The sequence below is a fragment of the Thermomonas hydrothermalis genome (assembly GCF_900129205.1).
Classification (GTDB): domain Bacteria; phylum Pseudomonadota; class Gammaproteobacteria; order Xanthomonadales; family Xanthomonadaceae; genus Thermomonas; species Thermomonas hydrothermalis.
In genome coordinates this window covers 1-2362 of record NZ_FQUK01000077.1, presented here as the reverse complement: position 1 = coordinate 2362, position 2362 = coordinate 1, and the positions used below count along the sequence as shown (strand labels likewise).

Below are 2362 nucleotides of genomic sequence, written 5' to 3'. Positions count from 1 at the left end.
CAGCCCCAAAGCCTGGGTGAAGAGTTGTTCTTGCATCCGCCAAGGCTGACATCATCCGGCGGCCCGTTCCACACCAGACGCGATGGAGCCCAGAATCGCCGCGCCCGATTGTCCATGTCTCCGGCGAACAAGTGCTGGATCCGTCCGTGCTGGACGAGTTTGCTTCGCTCGGAATGGGTAAGGCCTTCGAAGCAGAGTTCATCGGTCAATGCATGACCGATGCCCGGGTGGCCTTGCAGCGGATGCGCGTGGCCGGCGAGGCGGGTGACTGGGACCAGTTCCGCGAGCAGGCCCATGCCCTCAAGGGTGTTGCAGGCAATCTTGGCCTGCTGCAGTGCGCGAGCCTGAGTGGTGCGTTGATGCGGATGACCGGCTTCGAGCTGGCCCGCGACTGGCAACGCCATCTGGAGACTCTGATCCAGCGCGTGCGGCAGGGACAACAGGCGTTGGCAGCGCGGGGAAGCTGGACGCCGGCGCGCGAGGACACGCTCTGAGATCGTTGGCGCCTTGTTTGAGTTTTGAGTCGGTATTCGGTCGTGTTTTGGCTGGTTGCTGGGATCAGGCCGCCCAAGGGTCGATGACCGCAACCCCCATCGCCACAAAGGGAGAGGTGTCACGGGTCGCCACGCTCATGTGGTTGGCAAGCGCGATCGCAGCGATGAAGCCGTCGGCCATGCTCACGGCCAAACCAGCTGCTTGCGCCTTGGCCATCGCCTCGGCATAGGCTTGGGTTGCCGCCAGATCGAACGGGAGTATCCGCCCCGCAAAGGCGGGGAGTACCTGACGCTCCAACTGCTCGATCAGACCGTTGCGGCGACGCCCGGCGGGCAACCGTGCCACGCCAAGGCGCAGCTCGGCCACCGTAACCACGGACAGAAACAGGGTCTCGGCGGGCTGCGCATCGAGCCAGGCGACCACACGCGCATCGGGTGCGGCGCGCAGCGGCTCGGAAATCACATTGGTGTCGAGCAGGATCATTCCAGATCCACCGCCCTGGGGGCCGAGGTGTCGCGCTGATTGATCAGCGCCACTTCCGCATCGGTGAGTTTCACCTTGCGGCCGATGTCGGCAAGCCAAGAGCCCAGCTTCAGCCGGCCCTGCGGCTTGACGGCTTCTTCCAGCAGGGCGCGCACTTCTGCTTCCGTGCTGCGCCCGTGCTGGGCTGCGCGCAGGCGCAAGGCGCGATGCACCTCGTCGGGCAGATTGCGAACGGTCAGGGTGGCCATGATGGCATCTCGCGTTTTATGCTTCAGTGCAGTCATCATAGTTACATGCAGTCATACAGACAAGGCTGCTACCAGCTGATCGGATTCGTCGCGTCGAGCCCGGGACATGTGCCCGGACTCGACGTCGCGGCCGGCACGCGTGCAGGCGGGATGTGTGCGTGCCTTTCCTGGGCAGGCGTTCATGCCTGACCGGGCGCGCCATTGCCATGGCGGCGATACTGTGCGCGCACCAAGCGCTCCATCGTCCGCAACGACTTTTCGCCAAGCTGCAAGGCGGTGTCCACCCAGGTTTCGGTGATCGCCATCAGTTCGTCCAGACTGACCGGCTGCGCCATCGCACGGACCTTGTGCATCGCGCTGCGCGCATGCGGGATGCGCCGGTTGCGACGGATGACGTCTTCCACCGCCTGCACGCCTTGGCCACGCGGGGCCAGCACATCCACCAGGCCCATGCGATAGAGCTCATCGCTGGACAGGACCTCGCCGCTTAACATCAACTGCTCGGCCTTGTGCGGCGCAATGCGCTTGCACAGGAAGGAATAGGCCCCCATGCCGGGAAACAGGTCGAACAGGACTTCCGGCAACCCCATGCCAACGCCTTCTTCGGCCACGATGGTGTGGCAGCTCAAGGCCGCCTCGAAGCCACCACCCAGTGCATCCCCCTGAACCAGGGCGATGCTGTGAGCGCCGGCCCCCAGGCCGTCGTGGAACGCATGTACGCCGCGTACGCACTGCCGGGCGTAATGCAGCAGGGCGGCGCGGTCCTGACGGCGGATGGCATCGCAGAAATATTCCAGATCCCCACCGAGGTTGAAGGCATCCGGGCAGTCAGAGGCCAGCACCACGTGCTTGAGGGTGGCGTCACCCTGTCTACGCTCCTGCCATAGCTGTTCTGTCAGGCGTTGCTGATAGCGCAGGATGTCTTCCACCAGGGCCGGCTTGAAACAGGCGCGGCCCGGGGCATGGGCCAGGTCGGCGTGCATATGGCACCAATGCACGCCAGCAGTGTGATCGGTGCTGATCCGCAGGGTGGGGTAAAGCGAGGGCTCCATCGCGTCTGGTGTGGAACGGGCCGCCGGATGATGTCAGCCTTGGCGGATGCAAGAACAACTCTTCACCCAGGCTTTGGGGCTGAC

At 64.5% G+C, this 2362-nt stretch carries 4 protein-coding genes; 1 reads left to right on the top strand and 3 read right to left on the bottom strand.

Annotated elements, in window-relative coordinates; translation table 11 throughout:
• The first annotated feature begins 131 nt into the window (after positions 1-131).
• On the top strand, positions 132-494 hold the full coding sequence (locus BUA29_RS11810) for an Hpt domain-containing protein (RefSeq protein WP_072756707.1): 363 nt from the start codon (positions 132-134) through the stop codon (positions 492-494).
• A gap of 64 nt (positions 495-558) precedes the next feature.
• On the opposite strand, the gene BUA29_RS11805 is transcribed toward BUA29_RS11810, so the two are convergent.
• The 3 genes from BUA29_RS11805 to BUA29_RS11795 all read right to left on the bottom strand — a co-directional run bounded on the left by BUA29_RS11805 (position 559) and on the right by BUA29_RS11795 (position 2278).
• Positions 559-978, bottom strand: a complete 420-nt coding sequence (locus BUA29_RS11805) for a type II toxin-antitoxin system VapC family toxin (protein WP_072756706.1) — start codon at positions 976-978, stop codon at positions 559-561.
• On the bottom strand, positions 975-1226 hold the full coding sequence (locus BUA29_RS11800; protein WP_143148946.1) for a FitA-like ribbon-helix-helix domain-containing protein: 252 nt from the start codon (positions 1224-1226) through the stop codon (positions 975-977). The genes BUA29_RS11805 and BUA29_RS11800 overlap by 4 nt, the downstream gene beginning before the upstream one ends.
• 179 nt (positions 1227-1405) lie before the next feature.
• Positions 1406-2278: a crotonase/enoyl-CoA hydratase family protein gene (locus BUA29_RS11795; RefSeq protein WP_072756705.1), complete on the bottom strand. Its 873-nt coding sequence runs from the start codon at positions 2276-2278 to the stop codon at positions 1406-1408.
• Between the last annotated feature and the right edge of the window lie 84 nt (positions 2279-2362).

Coding starts and splice junctions, on each gene's coding strand:
- BUA29_RS11795 (WP_072756705.1), bottom strand. CDS start 2,278: ATGGAGCCCTCGCTTTACCCCACCCTGCGGATCAGCACCGATCACACT.
- BUA29_RS11800 (WP_143148946.1), bottom strand. CDS start 1,226: ATGGCCACCCTGACCGTTCGCAATCTGCCCGACGAGGTGCATCGCGCC.
- BUA29_RS11805 (WP_072756706.1), bottom strand. CDS start 978: ATGATCCTGCTCGACACCAATGTGATTTCCGAGCCGCTGCGCGCCGCA.